Raw genomic sequence first — 22,031 nt, forward strand, 5'->3', positions numbered from 1 at the left:
CGTGCGGCTTAACGCCGCGCACAAGAAGTAGAGTCTAGCCGTAATTTCCCAGAGTGCAAATCCGACGCCACATGGGCGTGTCGCACACTGCCGCATCCATCTGAACCAACAAGTGGCAACACGGAGCATCGCTCACCAACCGCATGCGCGACCGCTGGAAGAAGTGGGTCAGTGCCAGCGCCCCGCTTGGATCAGCGACCCGCCTAGGTCAGCGCACTCGCTGGCTCAGCGTCCCTTGCCGAATGCACGCAGCCGAATGCCGTTCCAGTCGCTGCTTACGGTCAGGGGAGTGGCGGCGTTCATGCCGGCTGTTTTTGCTGCGGACTGCACGGTGCTGGAGCTTGCCGCACCCGGCCGTCCCGGCTTGGGGGTGAGCACCCAGAGCGGACCATCATCACCGAGCACTGCGTAGGCGTCTACGATCACGCCGGACAGCTCGTCCTCGTCATCGCCGTCCCGCCACCAGATGATGACGCCGTCGACTGCGGAATCATAATCCTCGTCAACCAGGTCCTCACCCGTCAGGTTCTCGATCTTGGCGCGGATCGAATCATCCACGTCGTCGTCCCACAGCCACTCCTGAACGATGTCACCGGAGCGGAATCCGAATTCCTCAGCGTTGTTAGATGCCGTTTGATTCACGCATCACACATTACCAACACAGGGGGTACAGCCGTGTTAATCGTCTCGGCGCGTCGTGGAATCACCCCGGCACGCATTACGGCGCGCATCCCGCCACGCATTACGCCACGCCAAGGCGCGCATCCCGCCACGCCGGGTCACGCCTCGCACTGCGCCAGATCCGAGGTCTGCCCTTGTCCGATCGCCGTCAGCGCCGCGTAGGCCTCATCGAGCGTCGAGACTTTCACCACGCCGAGACCTGCGGGGATGTGTCCCACCACTTCGTCGCAGTTGCCCGCCGGAGCGAGGAACCATGTGGCGCCATCGCGCTTGGCACCGAGCATCTTCAGCCTGATGCCCCCGATCTCACCGACTTTGCCGTTCTTGTCGATGGTGCCGGTGCCGGCGATGGTCTTGCCGCCGCTCTCCTCGGCCTCGGTGAGCTTGTCGATCAGGCCGAGCGAATACATCATGCCGGCTGACGGCCCGCCGATGTCGTCGACATGCATGGAGACCTTGATCGAGGATGTGTTCACGCCGCGCCGCTTGAGGAACGCGAATGCGGCCTGGACGGCGGCATCCTGCGACGAGCTCATCTCCCGGTCGCTTTCCTCCTTGTATTCCTCGGTGGTCTGCCCGACCGGCACGACCGCCTCGCGCGGCAGCACGGTGATCTGCGGATCGATCCACCCGACCAACGCCTGCGCGTTGCTGACCGGGTATCCCGGCACGCCCGACGCGCTGACGGTGACCAGCAGCAGTTTGCCGGGATCCTTATGGACCGTCGCTCCGCTCACGGCGATCACCTCGCCTTGGGAGACGCGCCCAAGCACATCCTGCGTGGGCCCTGGGGACTCGACGGTGTAGGCGCTTGGCATGCACATCACCAGCACCGATGCGAGCAGGGCGAGCATGCCGGTCGATGTGCGGCGAAGGCGCAGCCGACGACGCGACCTCAGCGCAACGCGGCCCGGCATCGAATCGGGATGCCCCGCTGCGGGCCCCGCTGAGGGCCTTAGTGCGGGCCCCGCCGAAGGCCTCACTGCGGCCCCCGCCGCGGGACCCGCTGCAGACTCCGCCGCTGGCTGCACCTCGCTCTGACCGGCCGGCAACATGCCGTCGAATATGCCTTCGGCTTGAGACTGACGTTTCGGATGCATTTTCGACATACCTCCAATACTATGGAACCAAGCGACGTTAACACATCAGGCAGGGAACGGACTATGGACGAGAATGCAATCCACCAGTGGCTCATCAAATGCTTCGGCCCGGTGCAGGGGGAGATGGCGTGGAACCAGATCGGCTCCATGCCTGAGGAGATCCGCGAGCAGCTGCTCAGCCAGGATCCCTCCAAGCTTCCCGATCCGAGCGAGGTGCGCACGCTGATGCAGGCGTTCACCGCCGGTGGTCTCAATACGCCGGCTGATATGCAGCGCACTGTCGAGGAGGGGCCGATCAACGTCAAACTGGCCAAGTCCCTCGCTCTTCAGCAGGCGCGTGGCCAGCGGTCAGGTGATCAGCGAACGGGTGACGACGGGTCCTCGTCCGCACCATCGTCCGCAGACACGCTCAATGCCTCTCAGGCGCAGATCGCTCGTACCGCGATGAGCGAGGCGAATCTGTGGCTCGACACCGCCTGCGCATTCAATCCCGCGCCGGGGGAGGCTCAGATGATGACGCGCACCGGTTGGATAGAGGGCACGATCGATGCGTGGGCGAAATTCGCCGCGCCGGTGGCGCAGTCCATGAACGACGCGCTGGCGTCGGTCATTTCGCAGCGTCTGGGCGACTCCTTCGATGGTCAGATCGCCGGAATGTTCGCCGGTCCGGTGCCGATTCCCGTGCCGGATGGCATGAAGGATCCCGGTCAGCTGTTCAAGCTGCTCGGCAATACGTCGTTCGCGATGCAGCTTGGGCATGCGGCGGGGGATCTGGCGCATGAGGTGCACGGCAGCTTCGATCAGGGCATTGCGCTGCTGAACAATCCCGCCGGCGGACTGATCGTGCGCAACATCGAGGAGTATGCGGCATCGCTTGACCTTCCGCAATCCGAGGTCACGGCGTTTCTGGCTCTTCGCGAGGCCGCGCATGCGCGCCTGTTCGCGTCGGTGCCGTGGCTGATGCCGCGTTTCGAGGCACTGATCGGCAAGTATGCGCGTGGCGTCGACATCGATCTTGACGCGATGGAGGAGCAGCTGCGCGAGGCGACCTCGATGGATCCCGAATCCATCTCGGGTGCGGTGAACCTCACCAAGGTGGGCATTCCCGACACGCCCGAGCAGCGTGAGGCGATGAATTCGCTGGAGACGCTGCTCGCGCTGGTCGAGGGATGGGTTGATTGCGTGACGTGGCGTGCGGGTATGCCGCATATCGCGCATATCGAGCAGCTTCGTGAGATGATGCGCCGCGAGCGCGCCGTGGGAGGTCCTGCCGAGCGCACGTTCGAATCGCTGCTGGGCATGCGGCTTCGTCCCAAGCGCATGCGGGAGGCCGCGGCGCTGTGGGAGCGGATCGGCAATGACGAGGGCGTCGAGGCTCGTGACGCCAAATGGTCGCATCCTGATCTGCTGCCGACGTTGCCGACCGATCATCCTGCGGGTAGCGTCGGCGGCGGACCTGCTTCTGCCGCATCCGTCGCCGACGGCGCTTCGGAGGCGGCCGTCGGGCAGGATGGGGCGTCGTCGATCGCCGCATCCGGTTCCATCCCCGGTGCGATCGATTGGGATGCCGAGCTCAGCAAGCTGCTCGACGGTGACGCGGGCGATGCCGGTGACCTCGGTGATGCCGGTGACGCGGGCGATGCCGGAGTTTCCGGCAATGCTGATGATTCCGGTGATGCCCACGACGGCGGCGACAGCGATGCCGGCGGCGAGGCAGGCACCGCAGACGCCACCGGCGATGATCGGACGGGCGGCGACGACCTCAAATAAACCGCGCGGGGAGCCGCCGTTCAGCGCAGTTAGTTCAGCGCAGTAGGCTCAGCGCAGGAATCTGCTGGGGACGCGAGGGCGACCCGTGCCGTCTCTGGTCTTCGCATACGACATGTGAAGATCCTCCTCGGCGCGGGTCACGCCGACGTACATCAGTCGGCGTTCCTCCTCCAACGCGTCGGCATCGGAAGGCGAGCCGTAGGGCAGCAGCCCCTCCGAACAGCCGATGATGAACACATGGGCGAATTCAAGGCCCTTCGAGGCGTGAATCGTCGAGACGGTCACGGCTCCCTCGGCTATGGATGCCTCAGTCTGCGTCGCATCCGCCAGCAGGCTCAACTCATCCGCATGAACGTCCCAGCCGGCATCCCGACGTTGACGCAAGCGCAGCCCGCATTGCCGCAACGCCGAGCAGATGGCCGTCTGCTGGGCGTTGACGCGCGTGAGCACCGCGAAATCCTTCGCATGGGCGCCCGAAGCGATCATGCGCGCGATGCGTCCGGCCACGCCGCGCGCCTCCTGCGCATCCGTGTCGTATACGGTGTGGCTCACGCGCGGGCCGTTCTCTCGGGCGGATACGAGACGAAGATAGTCGGCTCGCTGCGGTGAGGATGCCAGCACCTTGTTCGCATAGCCGACGATCTGCGGCGTGGAGCGATAGTCCGTGTTCAGACTCACATCGGCCGCAAGCGGACCGAACTGGTCGGCGAAGGCGAGCAGATCGTAGCTGCTGGCGCCGGCGAACGAGTAGATCGTCTGCGCCGCGTCGCCTACGACCGCCACGTTGCGGTTGTCGCCGAGCCAACGGGTGAGCAGTCGGTGCTGCAGCGGCGAGACGTCCTGATATTCGTCGACGGTGAGCCAGCGGATCGAGCGGCGAATATCGCGGGCCACATCCTCATAGTCGTCGATCACATGGCAGGTGACCAGCAGAATGTCGTTGAAATCCATGCCGCCGCGGTCGGTCTTCTCCCGCTCATAGTTCAGATAGATGTCGGCGAATCGAGTCGGATCGAAGCTGGCCGGAGGCGTGCGATGCAACGCCGCGCACACGCGCGGGTAATCCTCGGGGGCGATCAGCGAGACCTTCGCCCAGTTGAGTTCGGCAAGCGAATCGCGTACCGTGAGCTCATCATGATCATGCTGCGCGGTCGCGCGTCGCAGAGCGGCCTGCACGATCGGGCGGACATCGTCGATCACCTGGGGGAACGGCGCGTCGCAGATGTCGTTCCAGGCCCTGCGCAATTGCCGGAGCGCTGCCGAATGGAAGGTTGCCGCCCGCACTCCTTCGACTCCCAGCCCGGCGAGCCGCGCGCGCATCTCCGCCGCCGCCTTGACCGAGAAGGTGACGGCGAGCGCGCCGGACGGCTCCCATTCGCCGGTGGCGCATCCGTAGGCGATGCGCCGCGTGACCGTGCGCGTCTTGCCGGCACCGGCACCGGCGACGATGCGCACCGGACCGTGCAGCGAGGTCGCGGCACGACGCTGGGCGTCGTCAAGCCCTTCCAGAATGTCGTTTTCCGATGATGCCGATGTCGTCATATGCTCCATTGTGCCAGCATCGCGCGTTGCGCCACACCCGGTGTCGGACGCCACACCTGACCGGAATGCCACATACGACTGCGTGAGGGGTGTGCGGCGCAACGCGCGATGCCGATTGCGGCACAGGCGATGCGGCACAGCCGACGTCTGTAGCGATCGGCGGGGAACGGCTTAACTGATGACGCGCATGCGGATGGTGCCGTCAAGCGACGAGAGCGCCTTGAGCGTATCGTCGGACGGCATCTGCGCCACGTCGGTCACCACATAGCCGATCTCTCCCTCGGTGCCCAGGGACTGCGCGGAGATGTTGATGTTCTCCTCGCCGAGCACGCGGTTGACGCGCGCCAGCACGCCGGGAAGATTGTCGTGCAGATGGGCGATGCGTGCCTTGGACCGGCATGCGTGCAGCGTCAGCTGCGGCAGATTCACGGACAGCATGGTCGAGCCGTTCTCCCAGTAGTCCTCGAGACGCTGGGAGACGAAATGCCCGATCGACTCCTGCGCCTCCAGGGTGGAGCCTCCGATGTGCGGGGTGAGGATCATGTTGTCCTCGTCGGCCAGATCGGTGGTGAACGGGTCTCCGCTCTTCTTCGGTTCGACGGGGAACACGTCCACGGCCGCGCCTGACAGGTGCCCGGAATCCAGATGGCGCTTCAACGCGTCGAGATCAGCGACGAAGCCTCGTGACAGATTGATGAAGATCGCGCCCTGTTTCATATGCTCGAACTGGTCCTCGCCGAAGAATCCGGTGTTCGACTTGCGCCCGTCGACGTGCAGCGTCACCGCATCCGACTGCTCCAGCAGCTCGTTGAGCGTGTCGCAGCGCTGGGCGTTGCCCATGGCCAGCTTCTCCTCGATGTCGTAGAACACGACGCGCATGCCCAGCGCCTCGGCGAGCACCGAAAGCTGCGAGCCGATGTTGCCGTATCCGATGATGCCGAGCGTCTTGCCGCGCACCTCATGGGAGCCGGACGCGGACTTGTCCCACAGACCATGCCGCATGTGATGCGTGTGCGCGGGGATGCGGCGCAGCAGGCAGATGATGTCGCAGATCACCAGTTCGACCACGGATCGCGTGTTGGAGTAGGGTGCGTTGAACACGGCGATGCCATGCTTGGCGGCGTAGTCCAGATCGACCTGATTGGTCCCGATGCAGAAGCATCCGACGGCGCTCAATGACGGGCGCGCGTCGATGACCCGACGCGACACGGTGGTCTTCGAGCGCACGCCCAGCAGATCGACGCCTTCCAAGGCCTCGATGAGCTCGTCTTCGCCAAGGGCGCCCTTGCGGGTCTCGACTTCAAATCCGTGGTCGCGCAGCGAGGCGGCCGCGAACGGATGGATGTTCTCCAGTAACAGTGCTTTAGGCATAGCACCAGTCTAGATGCCCATACGGTCTTCGTCCGCTTGTGTCCGCACTATAAGCAGTCGTTGCGTCGGCCTGGTCATGGCCACGTACAGATCGGATGCCGCGACCATGCGTGATGGCGCGTTCTGTTCGATGAGTCCGGGCTCGACGACGACGACCGCGTCGTATTCCAGTCCCTTCACCGCCGCCGTGCCGCACACGCAGATCTGCTCGTCCCAGGCGCTTTGCGCTTCAAGCCGAGCGCATTCGTCCTCGGGGAAGGTCGCGTGCAGCGCCTTGCGGATCGCCGCGCGGGTCGGCTCGATCCACTCATCCGGCGTGATCACCGCCACGCGCCCGGTGCCGTCCCGCCCGATGAACTGTCGGGCAAGACCCATCGTGCACGCGGCGGTTCGCTCAGCGAGCCCGGCCTCGTCGTCCACGGTGATGCGCATGACGGAATCCGTCACCTTGCGCACCGCCTTCACGGTGGAGATGTAGAGTCCCTCGGTCTGCGCGAATCGCGATGCCAGCTCGCAGACCTGCTGGGGATTTCGATAGTTGATGGTCAGCTCGTCCAGCGTCCAGTTGCCTTCGCCGAACAGCGGATCCATCGTGCGCTTCCACCGACGCGTGCCGCCCATCGCCGCGGTCTGGGCCACGTCGCCGACGATGGTGAACGAGCGCGACGGGCATCGGCGCATCAGCATGCGCCAATCCATCGCGGTGAGCTCCTGCGCCTCATCCACCACGATGTGCCCGTAGGTCCATTCGCGGTCTGAGGCGGCCCGCTGCGAGGTCAGCGTCTCATCCTCGCCGTTGATGTTGTCGATCAGCATCTGCGCGGTGACGATGCCCGACCCGATGCCCGCCTGCGCGAGCGTGTCCTTGGCGAACTGGAGTTCCTGAGCCCGCGCGGCATCGGCGGCGTTCGCGCGCGAAGCGGATGCCGGGTCGGGGCCGAGAAGCTCCAACGCCTCATCAAGCAGGGGGATATCCGATGCGGTCAGCGGCGATCCCTTCGGCCGCACCAGCATGGCGGCCTGCTCCTCGTCGAGCCAGGGCGCATACGAGCGCAGGCGGGCCGCATCGAGCCACAGATGCTCGATGAGCCACATGCCGGTCATCGGCAGCCATGCGAGATTGAGCGTGCGGCGCACCTTGTCGTTCATGCGCAGCATGGAGCGCACGTTCGACATCTCCGAGGCGTCCGGCGTGTAGTCGAGCTGTTCCTCATAGCGTGCGCACATGGCCGAAAGCATGCTGCGCACGAATGTCTCACGGGCCTTGTTGTGCGGCTGCCGCGTGCGGTGCGCGTCGGCGATCGCCTGCTCCACGTCGACGCGGGTCATCGGCACGGTCAGACCGTTGATCTGCACCTTCGGCAGATCGGCGGGGACACGCTCGCGGGCTGCGATGGCGTTGGCCACCGCGCGCGCCATGCGCTTGTCTCCCTTGAGCTGGGCGACGTGGGGTTCCTCGCTGGCCGTGGAGGACACGCCGGGAATGAGATCGCCGATGGTGCGGCTGACCACGCCGGTCTCGCCAAGCGAGGGCAGCACCTGATCGATGTAGCGCAGGAACGCGGTGCTCGGACCGACGATGAGCACGCCGGAGCGGCCGAGCGTGCGTCGATGCGTATAGAGCAGATAGGCGGCGCGGTGCAGTGCGACGGCGGTCTTGCCGGTGCCGGGGCCGCCCTGCACCACGACCGTATGCTTCATGTCGGAGCGGATGATGCGATCCTGCTCGGCCTGGATGGTGGCGACGATGTCGGTCATCTTGCCGGTGCGGCGGGACTTGAGCGAGGCGAGCAGGGCGCCCTCGCCGGTGAGTGTGCCCGAGGACACCGCCTGGTCGACGCGCTCGGAGTTCATGTTGAGGATCTCGTCCTCGATGCCGATGACCTCGCGAAAGCGCAGAGTGATGTGCCGGCGCAGCACGATGTCGCCGTGGTGGGCCGGCGTCGCCTCGTAGAAGGGACGGGCGGCCTCGGCGCGCCAGTCGGTCAGAATCGGCTCGTGATCGTTGTCGGACAGGCCGATGCGGCCGATGTAGCGGCGCTGGCCCGCCGTGTTGTCGAGTCGCCCGAACACCAGTCGATCCTCCACCGCGCGCAGCTGGGTGAGGCGATCCTCGTACATGGTGGCGAACGAATCCCGTTCGGTGCGCATGGTGGGGGAGCCGTGGGCGCCGGTCGCGCGTACGGCGTCAAGCCGCGACCGGTTGATCGCGCGCATTTCGTCCAGTCTCGCGTATGAGCGATCTACCGCCTGCTGTTCCTCCTGGATCTGCGAAGAGTAGCTCGACATGGAATTCCGTTCCCCTAGATGATGTTCGGTTGACGACTCAAGGCGTTCCAGCTTACCGCAAGCTCTCTACGAGCGGGTGGCCCTGGTCTGCGACTTGGACTTCCGATCGCGGCATTGAGATCGGTTGGCTGCATGGAGCGGTCCGGTCTGCGACGCGGGCTCGCTGCGCATGGAATCAATGGGTATGGGTCGCTGTGCAGAGGCTCGCTGCGTCAGCCGCCTGTTCGCCGCTCATACTGAGAAATAGCTGATAGCGAACTGTGAAATATCCGTCAATCGACTGGTGTGGTCGTGGTGTGGCGATGGTGCGGCGGCTGCTGTTGTGGAGAAAAAACGGAAAACTGACCTCTGTTGTGTGAAAAAGTGGCGAGTGGTGGTGGGAAGTGGGGTAAAGTGGTGAACCAGTTGTGGTCGAACTGTCCCTGAATGGCGAATGGGCGGATATGCAAGGAGGTGGGACGCGATGGACGATCAGCACATGACTCCAGCGGATGCGTCCGCCTCGCAGCCGACGAATCCGCAGCCGACGGTCGCACAGCCGACGTCCACGCAACAGGCTTCCGTGCAGGCGGCGTGGGCGGCACAGCCAAATCAGGATGGCGCATCTCCTCTGGCCGCTTCGCAGCAGGCCGCCTCGCCGATGCCCGCCGGGCAGTATCCCGCATACCCCGGTGCCATTGCGCAGCCGTATCCGCAGGGCTATGCGCAGCCGGGCTACGCACCATATCCCTATGGCTATGCGCTGCCGCCGCAATCGCAGATGCCGCAATCGCAACTGCCGCAATCGCAGATGCCGCAATCCCAGCCGATGCAATCCCAGCCCGTCTCGCCGCAGCCGGGCATGGCTCCGGTCCAGCCAATGCAGCCCCAGCCGATGCAACAGTCGCTGCCGCCGCTGCTTCTGGGCACCTATACGCCCAAGATCGACGCCAAGGGGCGTCTGGCGCTTCCGGTCAAACTAAGGGCCCAGCTCGGCGACGGGCTGATCATGGCCCGCGGTCAGGAGCGATGCGTGTACCTGCTGCCGCAGAGCGAATTCCGTCGCATCGCGATGCAGATCCAGCGCACGTCGATGGGCGACAAGGCGGCGCGGGACTACCTGCGTGTGTTCCTGTCCGGCGCCGTCGATCAGGACCCCGACAAGCAGGGCAGAATCCTGATTCCGCAGATGCTGAGGGACTATGCGGACCTTGACGGCGACGTCGTGGTGATCGGCGTCGGCACCCGTGCCGAGATCTGGAACGCCGCCGCATGGGAGCGCTACCTGGCCGATCAGGAACAGGGATATGCCGACATCGCCGACGATGTGCTGCCATCCGTGGGGTTGTGATCGCGACATGGACAGGTGGAATGAATCGAATGGAAACGACCAAATGAAGATGAATGAGAACACGGGGCAGACGACCGCCGTCGCTGGCGTCGCTGCCGGCGCAGGCAGCGCCGACGGCAGCGACGTCGCCGACGTCAGCGACATCGCCGGCATCGCCTCCATCCACAAGCCGGTGCTGCTCGACGAATGCGTGTCGCTGGTGGCGCCCGCGCTGGCGGACGGCGGCGTTGTCGTCGACTGCACGCTTGGGCTGGCCGGGCACGCCACCGCGTTCCTCGATGCCGCACCCGACGCACGACTGATCGGCATCGACCGTGACGGCGAGGCGCTGTCGATGGCGACGCGTCGCATGCACGGCAATGGGTTGTCCGACCGATTCACGCCGGTGCACGCCGCATTCGACGAGTTCGAGTCGGTGCTCGGCTCGCTTGGCATCGATGAGGTTCAGGCGGTGTTCATGGATCTGGGACTGTCGAGTCTGCAGATCGACGAGACCGACCGCGGCTTCTCCTATGCGCACGATGCGCCGCTCGACATGCGCATGGACGCCTCGCAGCCGACGACCGCCGCGACGGTGCTTGCGCACTATGACGAATTCGATCTGACGCGCATCTTCCGCGAATACGGCGAGGAGCGGTTCGCCCGCCAGATCGCGCGCGAGATCTGCCGTGTGCGAGCAGACGAGCCGATCGTCACCTCGGCGCAGCTCAACGCGCTGGTCGATCGCGTGATTCCCCGGTCGCGCCGCCCTGCGGGCAATCCCGCCAAAAGGGTCTTTCAGGCGCTTCGCATCGAGGTCAACGGCGAGCTGGACAAACTCGCCCGCACGCTGCCGCAGATCGTCAATCATCTATCCGTCGGCGGCCGGCTGGTGGTCGAGTCCTACCATTCGCTGGAGGACAGAACCGTCAAGAACTTCATGCGATTGGGATTGGAGACGAACGCGCCGGCCGACCTGCCGATCGTGCCCGAGGACGCCAAGCCGTTCCTTCGTCCGATCACGCATGGCGCGCTGATGGCCGACGAGGCGGAGAAGGCGCGCAATCCGCGATCCGGCTCGGTCAGGCTTCGTGGCGTGGAACTGGTCAGACCGCTGCCGCAGGGCATGCGGGAGCGCTTCGAGCGCATGGCGCAGGGCGAGGAGGACCCGTTCGCGCAGCGTGATCGACGGCCGCGACGGGATGCGAACGGGCGAAATGCGAACAATCGGACGCGACATACACGGGAAAGGAACTCATGATGGCGATGCAGGCAAGGTCAGTGCGATCCAACGCCGTGCCGTCGGACGGTCGTCCCTCGGCGGGCGAGACGCGTCCGGCGCTGTCCACCCCGGAACCGCGCCCGCAGCTGCATCTGGTCGTCGGCGGGCGGGCTCGCAGCGAGGAACCGTCCGGAATCGCACGGCTGGTGACCTGGACCCGAGCCCGCCGTCTTCCGGTGGTGCACATCGTGATCGCGGCGTTGTTCCTCGTATCCTCGCTGCTCGGCGCGCTGATGCTGCGCACCCAGATGGTGCAGAACTCGTTCGAGGCATCCACGGTGCAGGAGTCGATCGGAAGGCTCACCCAGGATGTGGAGGAGGACCAGTCGAAGCTCGACGCGCTGATGATGTCGCTGCCGGACAAGGCGCAGAAGATGGGCATGGTGCCGCAGTCGGGCTCGATCTCCATCGATCTGAACGGATACACGCCCACCTATGACAAGCCGAAGACGCAACCGACGAGGTGAGGGAAGATGATTGCAGGAATCCGTTTTTTGCGCGCGTGGCTGCGCACGTTTGCCGGCCGCTGCATCAGCATCGGCCTCGTACTGGCGATCATGGCCTCGGCGTGCCTCGGACAGCTCACCTACATCCAGCTGCTCAACGGGCGTGACACCGCGCTCGCCGCCACGCAGGGACGCACGTGGAAGGTCGCCATCAATGCCAAGCGAGGGCGCATTCTCGACGCGAACGGCACCGTGCTCGCGCAGAGCGTGGAACGGTACAACGTGATCGGCGTGCCGCAGGCGGCATCCGAGTTCAAGCCGATCACCTGCACGCAGGAGACGAAGAGCCGCTGCCATCAGATCGACGGCAAGCCGGTGGGGGCGACCGGCGCCGCTGCCGTCGCCAGACTCGTCTCTTCGGTGCTCGGCACCGATCCGCTCGAACTGGGCGCCAAGCTCAACGGGACCGGCCAGTACCTGATCATCAAGAAGGACGTGACGCCCGAGGTCATGCGCAAGCTCGAGGCGCTCCACCTCGGTGGCATCATCTACGGCGAACTGACGAACGAGCGCGTCTACTCGGGCGGCACGCTGCTCGGCCCGGTGCTCGGAGGCATGACCGACGCCGGGGTCGGGGCGAGCGGTCTGGAGGCGACGCTCAACAAGACGCTCGACGGCACCGACGGCTATGAGGTGTATCAGCGCGGACTGGGCGGCGAGGAGATCCCCGGCACGCTCACCGAGTCGAAGGATGCCGTCAACGGGTCGGATGTCAAGCTGACCATCGATTCGAGCGTCGACTGGTATGTCAAGAACGCGTTGCTGGAAGGCAAGAAGACCTACAACGCCGCATGGGCGATCGCCGTCGTGCTCGACCTGCGCACCGGCCGGATCATCGCATTGGAGGACACCGACCAGTACAAGGCCGGCACCCAGGACGCGATGCTGCATACCTCGCGCGCCGTCAGCGAGGTGTTCGAGCCCGGTTCGATCGGCAAGGTCTTCACGATGTCCGCGCAGCTGCAGCTGGGTCTCAACAAGATCACGGACCGCTTCTCCGTGCCCGACCACATCACCGCGTCCGGCCAGAACTTCAGCGATTCGTTCGATCACGGCACCGAGCGGTGGACGCTTGCCGGCATTCTGCAGAACTCGTCGAACGTCGGCATGATCATGTCGTCCCAGAAGCTGACCAACCAGCAGCGCTACGAGTGGCTCACCAAATTCGGCATCGGACAGATGACCGGCCTGAATCTGCCCGGCGAATCGGCGGGCATCCTGACCAATCCGGCCTCGTGGGATCTGCGCACGCAGAACACGGTGCTGTTCGGTCAGGGCTACGCCACGAACGCGCTTCAGCTGACCAACGCGGTGGCGACCATCGGCAACAAGGGCGTCAAGCCGCAGATGTCGATCATCGATTCGATCACCGACGCCAAAGGACACGTCACCGAGACGAAGACGACCGGCTCCCAGCGCGTCGTTGACGAGAAGGTCGCCTCGCAGATGCTCGACGCGATGGAGTCGGTGGCCGAGCACTACAGCTTCGTCAAGGTGCCCGGCTACCGCGTCGCGGCGAAGACAGGCACCGCCCAGGTCGCCGGCCCCGACGGACAGCTCACCTCGATCATCAGCGACTGGTCGGGCATCATTCCCGCCGACAACCCGCGTTTCGTCGTCACGGTCGTGATGAAGGACCCGCAAGGAACGTACGGCGGTCTGACGGCCGGTCCGGTGTTCGCCAAAATAGGTGAATTCCTTATGCAGAAATACGAGGTGCCGGCCTCGCAGCCGCGCCGCAATGCTATCCCGGTGGAATGGTAGGCCGTGTCTGATGGAACGACTGGCGACGCGGTTGATGAAACGACTGATGGAACGAACGAGGAGGGCCGGAGCATGAGCGCAGTGAGCGAATCCGTCACCGGACGGATCACATTGGGCGATCTCGCCGATCGGTACGGGTTTGATCTGACGCCGCCGTTCGCGGCCAATGTCACGATCACGTCGTTGGCCGACGACGCGGAGTCCGTATCGCCCGGCGCGCTGCTCGTCGTCACGTCGCCTGACGAAGCGGATGCCGCAAGGCTCGGCGAGGCGGCGAATCGCGGCGCATACGCGGTGCTGGTGCCGTCCGCATTCGATGGTCGTCTGCCTGATCTGGACATTCCGGTGCTGTACGGCGATCCGGACGGCGAATGCCTTGGCCGTCTCGCCGCGCAGATCTGCGGTTCCCCGGCGAACGCGATGGCGGTGTTCGCGGTCATGGGCACCGATGATGCGTCGATCGAGGAGAACGCGCATGTCGCCGCGACGCTGCTGCACACGCTGGGCAACCCGGTGGCGGTGATCGGCGCCGACGGTTCGCTGTCACTGGAACGGCACCTCAATCTTCGCTATCCGCTGGGCATCCTTGATGTCGAATCCACGCTGGCCGTGTGCGCCGAGGACGGTGCCGCCGCGGTGGTGATCGCGCTCAACACGCGTACGCTGCGCGATGGCGCGCTCAATGGCGTGAACGTCGACGTCCTCGGTCAGGACTGCGCTCAAGGCGATTCCCTCGAACGTGTCATGGGTCAGGAGGCGGCGGATCGCTACGGATTCGTCATCGATGATCAGACCCATCTGACCGGGTTCACCGAGGAGTCCGATCAGCTTGCGATGCAGTCGGTGAGCTCGGGGGTGCCTGAGAACGATCGGCGTCTGTCGTTGGCGATCGCCATGGTGATGGCGGCCGGCGTGCGTCGCGCCAACATCAGAAACGCGCTGCGCGTCAGCCGCGACATCAGCGAGATGAAGCGGGACGCGGGCTGATCTGGCCGGATTGGCCGATTTTGGTCGGATCAACCGGATCGGCGCACGGCTGGCGACGAGGACCGGACACGCGGAACGGCATCCACAGAACGGCGATCAGGGAACGGTAATCAGGGAACAATGCGGATGGAACAGGAGAACATGAGCAGCGGGATGATGCGGGAATCCGGCAAGGCGACCGGAACGCCTACGAATGGGGAACCGATGACGGCTCAGCAGGCGGATCAGATGCCGGCGACCATGATGCCGATGTCGCTTGAGGAGATCGTCGAGGCGACGGGAGGACGGCTCGCGCTGCCGACCGGAGCTTCGGCGCCTGCCGGCGATGTCGCGACCAGCGCGGTGAGCGACTCGCGTCAGGTTCGTCCCGGCGCGGTGTTCGTCGCCATCGCCGGCGAGCGGGTGGACGGCCATGACTTCGTGGCGCGGGCTGCCGACGCGGGCGCGGTGTGCGCGCTGACGACGCATACGGTCGATGCGGCGCTGCCGCAGATCGTCGTGGACGATACCGTCGCGGCGCTCGGCGAGCTGGCCCGACACAACATCGCACGGCGACGGGCGTGCCCGGAGCCGTTCTCGATCATCGGCATCACGGGATCGGTGGGCAAGACCACCACCAAGGATCTGCTGGCGGCCCTGCTGACGAGACTCGGGCCGACCGTCGCGCCGATCGGTTCGTTCAACAATGAGATCGGACTTCCCCTGACCGCGCTCAAAGTGGGGCCTTCCACCCGTTTCCTCGTCGCCGAGATGGGAGCGAGCCACATCGGCGAGATCGCGCGACTGACCCGCATCGCGCCGCCCGACGTGTCGGTCGTACTCAAGGTCGGCGTCGCCCATCTGGGGGAATTCGGCTCGGTGGAGCGCATCGCCCAGGCGAAGAGCGAAATCGTGCAGGGACTGCTTCCGGGTGGTCTTGCCGTGCTCAATGCCGACGACGAGCACGTCGCTGCCATGCGCACGCTGACGGACGGGCCGGTGCGTTGGTTCGCGCTGAACCGGCATGAGGATCGCGAACCGGCTCTGATCGCATCGGACATCGCCTCGGATCGCTTCGATCATCCGTCGTTCGTCATGAGCGGGCCGCTTGACGCGACCACGGGCGAGCCGCAGTGGCGGCAGCCGGTGTCGTTGGCGATCAGCGGCAGACACAATGCGATCAACGCGCTGGCCGCATCCACGGTCGCGCTGCATTTCGGTCTGACGCCACGCGAGGTGGCCGAGACGCTTGCCGGTACGAGCCGCATCAGCGCGCATCGCATGGCCGTCTCGCACGTCGAGTCCGATGGGGCGTCGTTCACGCTCATCGACGATTCGTTCAATGCGAATCCCGATTCGATGCGGGCAGGCATCGACGGGCTGCGCGCATGGAACGCCGGCATCGGCGAGGAGGGCGATCAGTCAGCCGACGGCGATGCGAGCAGTCAGACGCGGCCGTATCGCATCGCCGTGCTTGGCGCGATGCTGGAGCTTGGCCCCCAGGAGGTGGAACTGCATCGTCAAACCGGTGCCTACGCCGCCCGACAGGGTCTTGACGCGATCATCGCCGTGGGCAACGGGCATGACGAGCATTTCGACGCCCTTGCCGCAGCACTGGTGGAGGGCGCACGGTCCGCCGCGGGCGATGCGACGCTGATCGAACAGGCGGCGGATGCCGCCGAAGCGCAGCGCATCGTCGAACGCCTCGCCCATGAGCACGGCGGCGCCGTCGTGCTGCTCAAGGGCTCGCACGCGTCGGGACTGAGCGTGCTGGCCGAACGATGGTCGTCGGGCTGCGGGTCGGGCTGCGGGTCGGACTGCGGAAAGGAGCGGTGATGAGCCGATTGGCGCGAGCCGTACCAGTCGCATGACCCGTATGGCATGGCACTGCGCATCACTGCCCACAGGCAGGTTGCACGGGGATTGTAGGATCGAACTGAACCGGTAGGACGCGCGGGCGCGCATCCGAATCACAAGTCGCAACGGAGAATCACACGTGATCGCACTCATCATTGGCATTCTGGTGTCGCTGCTCGTCACCATCTTCGGCACGCCGGTGCTCATCCGGCTGGTGCACCGACTGCACTACGGGCAGTACATTCGTCAGGACGGACCGCAGTCGCATCTGGTCAAGCGCGGCACGCCGACCATGGGCGGTGTGGTCATCAACCTCGCCATCGTGCTCGGCTGGTGCGCTTCGGCGCTGTACCGGTTTCTGTCCCACGGTGACGTGCCCTCGTGGTCGGCGGTGCTCGTGCTGTTCGCCATGCTGTCGATGGGCGCGCTGGGATTCATCGACGACTTCGCCAAAGTCCGCAAGAAGCAGAATCTCGGTCTTTCGGTGAAGGCCAAGTTCATCGGCCAGTTCATCCTCGGCACCATCTACGCGGTGCTGGCGCTGCTGACCCCCACCAAGACGGGCTTCCCCAGCGCCCAGGCGGGCATCAGCTTCATCGAGAAGCCGTTCATCAGCTTCGATTTCGCCGGCAAGGCGCTGGCGATCGTGCTGTTCGTCATCTGGGTGAACTTCCTGATGACCGCATGGACAAACGCGGTCAATCTCACCGACGGACTCGACGGTCTCGCCGCCGGCTCGTCGATGATCACCTTCGCCGGCTATGCGGTCATCGCCTTCTGGGAAAGCTACCATCTGCGCGGCAGCGGTCATCCCGGCTACACCTACGCCGTATCCGATCCGCTTGATCTGACGATCATCGCCGTGTGCGCGGCGGTCGCATGCATCGGATTCCTGTGGTACAACTCGAATCCGGCGACCGTGTTCATGGGGGACACCGGCTCGCTGGCGCTGGGCGGGCTGTTCGCCGCGTTGTCCATCGCCACGCACACCGAGTTTCTCGCCGTCATCGTGGGCGGACTCTACGTGATGGAGGCGATGAGCGACGTGATCCAGGTCGGCTATTTCAAGATGACGCATAAGCGCGTGTTCAAGATGGCGCCGATCCACCACCATTTCGAGTTGTGCGGGTGGAGCGAGCAGAAGGTGGTCGTCCGCTTCTGGATGATCGACCTCATGTTCGTGCTCATCGGACTCGTCGTGTTCTACACCGACTGGGCGGCGCGCTCCGGACTGCTGTGATTCGCGGGGTGCGAGCCTGGTCGAGGTGCGGTGCGCGGCTGGACCGGCGATGCGGTGACCGGTACCGTCATCGGTGAAGGCGCAAAGGTTAGACCAAGGTTTTCAAGCAAGGATTCGAGGAATTGCAATGAACGACGAAACCATGCGGAAGAACAACGAGGAAGCGAAGACGTTCAGCCGGTCCGATCTGGCCGGGTGGACGGTTCTGGTGGCCGGTCTTGGCGTGTCCGGCAGGAGCATGGTCGATGTGCTGCGCGACCGTGCCGCCACGGTGATCAGTGTGGACGAGCGCAACGATCAGGCCGATCTGCACTCGTTCGACGACGTGGACTGGGATCGCATCGATCTGGTGTGCACGTCGCCGGTGTTCAATCCGCGCACCCCGTTCATTCTCGAGGCGCAGCGACGGGGGATTGAGGTGATCAGCGAGGTCGAACTGGCGTGGAGGCTTCGCGCGCGGCGTGCCGACGGCTCCCACGCCGGCTGGATCGGCATCACCGGCACCAACGGCAAGACCTCGACCACCGAAATGACCTCCGAGATGCTTGCCGCATGCGGCTTCGACTCGCCGGCCGTGGGCAACATCGGCAAGGCCGTCTCCCACGCCGCGGTCGACCCGAGCCATGACGTGCTGTGTGTCGAACTGAGCTCGTTCCAGCTGCATTTCACCTATTCGCTGGAGCTGGACTGCGCCGCCATCACCAATATCGCCGACGATCATCTCGACTGGCATGGCGGCATCGACAACTATGCCGCCGACAAGTCGAAGGTGTTCCACGGCGTGACGCGCACGCTGGTCTACAACGCCGACGACGAGCGCGTCACCGCGTTGGCGCATGCCGCCCAGAAGGCTCCCGGATGCCGTATGGTCGGATTCACGCTTGGAGAGCCGCAGGCTGGCCAGATCGGCGTGAAGGACGGCTGGATCGTCGACATGAGCGGTGTCGCCGGAGGCGAGCCCGGGGTCGAGGAGCGCGTGGCGAAGGTGGCCGAGTTCACGCATCTGTGCGAGCCGGACGGCACGGTCTACCCGCATCTGCTCGCCGATGCGCTCACCGCGCTGGCGTTGGTGCTCGGCTATGGCGCTCAGCGCGACAAGGCGCTCACCGCCCTCAAGGCGTTCGCTCCCGGCGGGCATCGCATCCAGAACGTCGCCGTGGCGCATCTCGCCGACGGCGGCAGCATTCGTTTCGTCGATGATTCCAAGGCCACCAATGCGCATGCCGCCAACGCCTCGCTGTCGAGCTTCGCGCCGAAGTCGGTCGTGTGGATCGCCGGAGGACTCGCCAAGGGAAGCCGGTTCGAGCATTTGGTGGCCGATCAGGCGCATACGATCAAGGCGGCGGTCATCATCGGGCGCGACCAGCAGCCGATGCTTGACGCATTTAAGGCGAGCGCCCCCGATATCGCGCTGTCCGTGATCGATCCGGCGGACAATGCGAGCGTGATGGCTCGCGCGGTCGATGCCGCCGGAGCATTCGCCGCGTCGGGAGACGTGGTGCTGATGGCGCCCGCGTGCGCGTCGATGGACCAGTTCAGGTCGTATGCCGACCGTGGTGATCAGTTCGCCGCGCAGGCGAAACGCTGGGTGCGTGACCATGAGGGGCACTGATCGGGCAGGCGGCGATGCCGGACGCGGCACCGGTTCCGGTCGCAAGGTGAGCGGCACCGCCCGCGGCGGCGAATCCAAGGCGCAGGGCCGCACAGGCGGTGACTTCGACGGGTCAGGCGATCCGTTCGGACGCTATCTTGGCGTGGGCAGTCTGCGCAACCCGCTGTGGTGCTACCACGGTTTCATCGTCGCCGTGCTGATGCTGTCGGTGTTTGGCCTGATCATGGTCTTCTCCAGCTCGTCGGTTGATCTGGTCGCCGCGGGATACTCCCCGTGGAGCAAAGTGATCAATCAGGCGGTCTTCGGCGTGATCGGCATGATCGCCGCCTTTGCTCTCGCCCGCATCCCGGTGCTGGGATATCGGCGGCTGAGTGTTGTGATGCTCGGCATCGCCGTGCTGCTGCAGCTGCTCACCTTCACGCCGTTGGGTCTCAGCCAGTACGGCAACGCCGGATGGATCTCCCTCGGCGGCTTCCAGATGCAGCCTGCGGAGGTGACCAAATTCGCCTTGTGCGTCTGGCTGCCCTCCGCACTGCTTGACGCGTCGCGGCGTTCGCGTAGCGAGGGTATGCGCGCGTGGCTGCCGGCTGGTGTGGTCTACGCGATCTGCCTTGCACTGGTGCTGCTGGGCAAGGATCTCGGCACCGGCATGATCGTCGTGTCCATCGGTCTGACCGCCTTTCTGGTAGCCGGTTTCCCGGGTCGCTGGATGGCCGCCGGCATCGGTGTCATGGCCGCTTTGGTGGGGTTGCTCGTCATCATGAGTCCCAACAGGCTCGGCCGTGTGCTCGCCGCATACAACGGCTGCGATTCCGGTGGTGCGCTTGGATTGTGCTATCAGTCCACGCATGCCAGATACGCCATCGCCGGAGGCGGGTTGCTTGGTGTCGGACTTGGCAACTCGCATGAGAAATGGAACTATCTGCCCGCCGCGCACAACGATTTCATCTTCGCGATCATCGCCGAGGAGACCGGTTTCGTCGGGGCCGCCATCGTCATCCTGCTGTTCGTCGTCATCGGCTGGTGCATGATCTGGATTGCGTTGCAGACTCGCGACCGGTATGTGTCGATGGTGCTGGTGTGCATCACCGTGTGGCTGGTCGGTCAGGGTCTGGTCAACATCGGTGTGGTGGTGGGCATTCTGCCGGTGCTGGGTGTGCCGATGCCGTTCGTGTCGGCAGGCGGCTCGTCGCTGGTCATGTGTCTGTGCGCGGCGGGCGCTGCGGCGAGCATGATGCGCACGCAGGCGCAGATCAGCATGGATGTCAAACCGTTGTAGCGTATTGCGCGCACGGTCTACAGGGCGCGCGCCGAGGCAGCCGGTGACGGACACGTCGGATCGCGGTATTGTGGTGATTCGGATAGAGGTATCGTGTGCCGATTGGACTGGCCGTGGCGGGATGCGTCATGGCGGTTCGCGGCACGAAAGGAATGAAGCATGAGCGGCAATGAGATGCAGCGCAACGTAACCGGACGCGACGTGCACGTCGTCCTCGCCGGAGGAGGAACCGCAGGCCATGTCAATCCGCTGCTGGCCATCGCGTCCGCCATCCGTCGGCAGGATCCCAACGCCTCGGTGAGCGTGCTGGGAACCGCAGTCGGATTGGAGCATGACCTGGTGCCGCACGCCGGATTCGAGCTCGACACCATCGAAAAGGTGCCGTTCCCGCGTCGACCCGACCTCAACGCGCTGCGATTCCCCGCGCGGTGGATTCGCGAGACCCGACGCACACGCGCGATACTCGCGCAACGGAACGCGAACGTCGTCGTCGGCGTCGGCGGGTACGCGTCCGCACCGGCGTACAGCGCCGCCCACCGCATGGGCATACCGATCGTCATCCATGAGCAGAACGCCCGCGCCGGCATGGCGAACCGCCTTGGCGCGCGTTGGGCCGACTTCATCGGCACCGCCTACGAGCACACCGGCTTGAAGGCCCGTGACGGCGCATCCATCGAACGCGTCGGACTGCCGTTGCGATCGGTGATCGCCGACCTGTGCGCACGATTCGAGACCGATCGCGACGCGGCGCGCGTCGAAGCGGCTGCAGCGCTTGGCGTGTCAGCTGAGAGACCGCTCGTACTCGTCACCGGCGGCTCGCAGGGCGCATTGAGCATCAATCGCGCGGTCGCATCGGCGGCGAAGGAGCTGCTCGCCCACGCCCAGATCATCCATCTGACCGGTCGCGGCAAGGACGGCGAGGTGCGTCGCATCGTCGCCGAATCCGCCGGAGCACAGGTCATAGGCCGCCTCGCCGGACGAGACGGCACGCCGGCCGAGGGAGGAGACTACCGGATCGAGCCGTATCTGGAGCGCATCGACCTTGCGTTCGCCTGCGCGGATCTGGTGATATGCCGTTCGGGGGCGGGCATGGTCGGCGAACTTGCCGCGCTCGGACTTCCCGCGATCTACGTGCCGCTTCCGTTCGGCAATGGCGAGCAGCGGTTCAACGCGCAGCCGGTCGTGGACGCCGATGGCGGTCTGCTGATCGACGATCGGCAGTTCACCGGCGAATGGGTCAGATCGCATGTTCCCGGCCTGCTCGCCGATCGCGGACGATTGACCGGGATGGGGCAGCGCGCATGGCGATACGGCATCCGCGATGCCGCGGACATCATGGCGCGGCATGTGCTGGAACTGGCGAGGAGCGGAACCGCGACGAATGCGCCGGCGGGCCGCTGACGCAAAGCAGCCGCAACAGCGGGAATGGTTTAAAAGAACGAATGGCGGCAATCACACGACGG

Annotated in this window: 16 protein-coding genes; 11 read left to right on the plus strand and 5 right to left on the minus strand. The window is 65.2% G+C overall.

Annotated elements, in window-relative coordinates:
* Positions 1-225 precede the first annotated feature (225 nt).
* Positions 226-642 carry a DUF3052 domain-containing protein gene (locus EHS19_RS08210; protein WP_151917280.1) on the minus strand — a complete coding sequence of 139 codons (417 nt, stop codon included), beginning with the start codon at positions 640-642 and terminating at the stop codon, positions 226-228.
* Positions 643-779: 137 nt separating this feature from the next.
* Positions 780-1,535 carry a YlbL family protein gene (locus EHS19_RS08215; protein ID WP_421745478.1) on the minus strand — a complete coding sequence of 252 codons (756 nt, stop codon included), beginning with the start codon at positions 1,533-1,535 and terminating at the stop codon, positions 780-782.
* 309 nt (positions 1,536-1,844) lie between these two features.
* On the opposite strand from EHS19_RS08215, the gene EHS19_RS08220 reads away from it, so the two are divergent.
* Entirely contained in the window at positions 1,845-3,551 is a 1,707-nt protein-coding gene (locus tag EHS19_RS08220; RefSeq protein ID WP_151917281.1) for a zinc-dependent metalloprotease, read from the plus strand.
* Positions 3,552-3,599: 48 nt separating this feature from the next.
* On the opposite strand, the gene EHS19_RS08225 is transcribed toward EHS19_RS08220, so the two are convergent.
* The 3 genes from EHS19_RS08225 to EHS19_RS08235 all read right to left on the minus strand — a co-directional run bounded on the left by EHS19_RS08225 (position 3,600) and on the right by EHS19_RS08235 (position 8,753).
* Entirely contained in the window at positions 3,600-5,102 is a 1,503-nt protein-coding gene (locus EHS19_RS08225; protein ID WP_151917282.1) for an ATP-dependent helicase, read from the minus strand.
* 162 nt (positions 5,103-5,264) lie between these two features.
* Complete coding sequence (gene serA / locus EHS19_RS08230) at positions 5,265-6,464, minus strand: phosphoglycerate dehydrogenase (protein ID WP_151917283.1); 1,200 nt, start codon at positions 6,462-6,464, stop codon at positions 5,265-5,267.
* A gap of 9 nt (positions 6,465-6,473) precedes the next feature.
* Positions 6,474-8,753 (minus strand): HelD family protein, encoded by a 2,280-nt coding sequence (locus EHS19_RS08235; RefSeq protein WP_151917284.1) that lies wholly within the window; start codon positions 8,751-8,753, stop codon positions 6,474-6,476.
* Positions 8,754-9,393: 640 nt separating this feature from the next.
* On the opposite strand from EHS19_RS08235, the gene mraZ reads away from it, so the two are divergent.
* The 10 genes from mraZ (at position 9,394) to EHS19_RS08285 (ending at position 21,969) form a co-directional block, all read left to right on the plus strand.
* Complete coding sequence (gene mraZ, locus EHS19_RS11430; RefSeq protein WP_421745480.1) at positions 9,394-10,083, plus strand: division/cell wall cluster transcriptional repressor MraZ; 690 nt, start codon at positions 9,394-9,396, stop codon at positions 10,081-10,083.
* A gap of 142 nt (positions 10,084-10,225) precedes the next feature.
* On the plus strand, positions 10,226-11,323 hold the full coding sequence (gene rsmH / locus EHS19_RS08245; RefSeq protein WP_151917295.1) for a 16S rRNA (cytosine(1402)-N(4))-methyltransferase RsmH: 1,098 nt from the start codon (positions 10,226-10,228) through the stop codon (positions 11,321-11,323).
* A complete protein-coding gene (locus EHS19_RS08250) occupies positions 11,323-11,811 on the plus strand; it encodes a hypothetical protein (RefSeq protein WP_421745482.1) in 489 nt (162 codons plus the stop codon). The genes rsmH and EHS19_RS08250 overlap by 1 nt, the downstream gene beginning before the upstream one ends.
* A gap of 6 nt (positions 11,812-11,817) precedes the next feature.
* The gene (locus EHS19_RS08255) at positions 11,818-13,614 is read left to right on the plus strand and encodes a peptidoglycan D,D-transpeptidase FtsI family protein (protein WP_151917286.1); all 1,797 of its coding nucleotides are present in this window, start codon (positions 11,818-11,820) and stop codon (positions 13,612-13,614) included.
* Between the two features lie 72 nt (positions 13,615-13,686).
* Positions 13,687-14,601, plus strand: coding sequence for a UDP-N-acetylmuramyl peptide synthase (locus EHS19_RS08260; protein WP_151917287.1), 915 nt, complete (start codon positions 13,687-13,689; stop codon positions 14,599-14,601).
* 240 nt (positions 14,602-14,841) lie between these two features.
* Complete coding sequence (locus tag EHS19_RS08265) at positions 14,842-16,416, plus strand: UDP-N-acetylmuramoyl-tripeptide--D-alanyl-D-alanine ligase (protein ID WP_151917296.1); 1,575 nt, start codon at positions 14,842-14,844, stop codon at positions 16,414-16,416.
* A 160-nt stretch (positions 16,417-16,576) separates the two neighbouring features.
* On the plus strand, positions 16,577-17,677 hold the full coding sequence (gene mraY / locus EHS19_RS08270; RefSeq protein WP_151917288.1) for a phospho-N-acetylmuramoyl-pentapeptide-transferase: 1,101 nt from the start codon (positions 16,577-16,579) through the stop codon (positions 17,675-17,677).
* Positions 17,678-17,819: 142 nt separating this feature from the next.
* A complete protein-coding gene (murD, locus tag EHS19_RS08275; RefSeq protein ID WP_151917297.1) occupies positions 17,820-19,289 on the plus strand; it encodes a UDP-N-acetylmuramoyl-L-alanine--D-glutamate ligase in 1,470 nt (489 codons plus the stop codon).
* Positions 19,276-20,568 carry a peptidoglycan glycosyltransferase FtsW gene (locus tag EHS19_RS08280; RefSeq protein WP_151917289.1) on the plus strand — a complete coding sequence of 431 codons (1,293 nt, stop codon included), beginning with the start codon at positions 19,276-19,278 and terminating at the stop codon, positions 20,566-20,568. Before murD ends, EHS19_RS08280 begins: the two co-directional genes overlap by 14 nt.
* 174 nt (positions 20,569-20,742) lie before the next feature.
* Positions 20,743-21,969, plus strand: coding sequence for a UDP-N-acetylglucosamine--N-acetylmuramyl-(pentapeptide) pyrophosphoryl-undecaprenol N-acetylglucosamine transferase (locus tag EHS19_RS08285; RefSeq protein WP_151917298.1), 1,227 nt, complete (start codon positions 20,743-20,745; stop codon positions 21,967-21,969).
* The last annotated feature ends 62 nt before the right edge of the window (positions 21,970-22,031 follow it).

This window comes from Bifidobacterium jacchi (assembly GCF_009078285.1).
In the GTDB taxonomy this organism is placed as follows: Bacteria; Actinomycetota; Actinomycetes; order Actinomycetales; family Bifidobacteriaceae; genus Bifidobacterium; species Bifidobacterium jacchi.